The 1,527-nt window shown below is 50.2% G+C and carries 1 protein-coding gene and 1 pseudogene; one reads left to right on the top strand and one right to left on the bottom strand.

Translation table 11 applies throughout. The features are described from left to right. Nucleotides 1–433 (bottom strand): hypothetical protein (locus ACP5N5_RS06965; RefSeq protein WP_428134507.1); only part of this gene is annotated, 433 nt, incomplete at its 3' end. A gap of 759 nt (nucleotides 434–1,192) precedes the next feature. Here ACP5N5_RS06965 and ACP5N5_RS06970 point away from each other — a divergent pair. After that, nucleotides 1,193–1,527 (top strand): annotated as a pseudogene (locus ACP5N5_RS06970) (hypothetical protein); the annotation flags it as partial.

The following is a 1,527-nucleotide window of genomic DNA, read 5'->3' on the forward strand; positions in this document are numbered from 1 at the left end:
TAGGCGGGCAGGGCGGGCTGACGCTGTCGAGGATAATGGCCGTGGCCGCTGTGATGGGTAGCCATGCTAGGATGCTCGTTACACCACCACCGCCTATCAATGCAACTGGGGTTACAGCTACGAGTGCTACGGCTAGTGTTGCTACACCCTCAGCTACGAGCCTTGAGAACTCTACATGGGATCTCCAGGAGTCCCTCACAGCATCGAGAGCCCTCCTGAACAATGTCAGGGTTAGATGTGCCCGGCTAGCCCCGAGGCTCTGAGCGTGAATGTAATCCTCTAATGTCAGCCTCAAACCCCTAGATGGAGTCGTCCTAGCTAGCTCCCTCAGACTGTTATGAGGGTCTTGTGTCAGCGTCAGTAGTATCTCTAGCCTCTCAGCCTCCCTCCCAACAGCCTTCTTAAACTCCTCGCTATTCACGTCTATGAGCATAGCAGCATGCTTACATGCATCATCCCATCGAGATTCTCAGATCCTTGAATTTTGATAATAGCCATGTACAAATCCCTCGGAATATTAATCCTAACACCACCCTTACCCCTACGACCCCTAGCTGAAGCCGCCCCCATCCCCTAGTAGGAAGCCTCTGATGGGGCGGTTAAAAACCGGAGGCTTAGCGGTAGCAGAGCGGTCTATAAGCGATCATAGACGGATGCGATCGAAGCTATCGATGGGGTTCTAGCATATACTTAGATTTATCCGGGGAGCCCCGCTAAACTACAAACTCGGACTATAAGCTGAGACGGGGGGTTGTATGATACATCCTGTAAGTTAAGTAGATAGTAGGGCTACTAGATAGGGCTACTAGAGAACTCTAAACCTGAGGGCTCCTAGGATCCAGTCTAAAGCATTGATTGAATTAGGTTTCACTAGGAACCTCCTAGGTTAGCCCCCTCTTACCCCAGCTTTTAGAGCTTCCAACTTGTTGGGAGCTCCTCCTACTATGTAACAGCTCTAAGCTAAGCCTAGCGTGTGACGTACCATCCACACCTCCTAGATCTAGCTGGGAGTTCTAAGCCAAACCCATTGTGGAGAACCCACCATACACTCTAGCTGTAAGCTGCACCGGGTTAAGCTTAGAAGCTCCAGCAATTACCCCCCACAAGGTACTCGTTAACAGTTCTAACTGGTTTCCGGTGGGAAGAAGGTCTTTTACCCCCACCAAGCATTAATAAACACGTGGGAAACGCCATGGTGAAGTGGGTGGCGTTTTTAAACCCATCAAGCGAAAATGAATGTCCTACTATGAGCGTATGCGTAGGCGGTGAGCACGTGTACGTAGTAGGCTATGAGAAATCGTCTGGTACCAAGCAGTGGTATATTGAGAAGCGCGACAAAGACGACGGAAGGCTGGTCAAGACATGGACGAGAATGACAGGCAGTATTGCCATTAGACTTATGGACTGCGTCGTCGTGGGCGACAGCCTATACGCAGCTGGCGACACTTATGAAGTCTTAAGCCTATCCGGCTATAATTGGGTCATCCTCTCCTTAGACCTTGATCTAAACTTCATCAAAGTCAAGAT

The organism is Desulfurococcus sp. (genome assembly GCF_049970475.1).
GTDB lineage: Archaea > Thermoproteota > Thermoprotei_A > Sulfolobales > Desulfurococcaceae > Desulfurococcus > Desulfurococcus amylolyticus.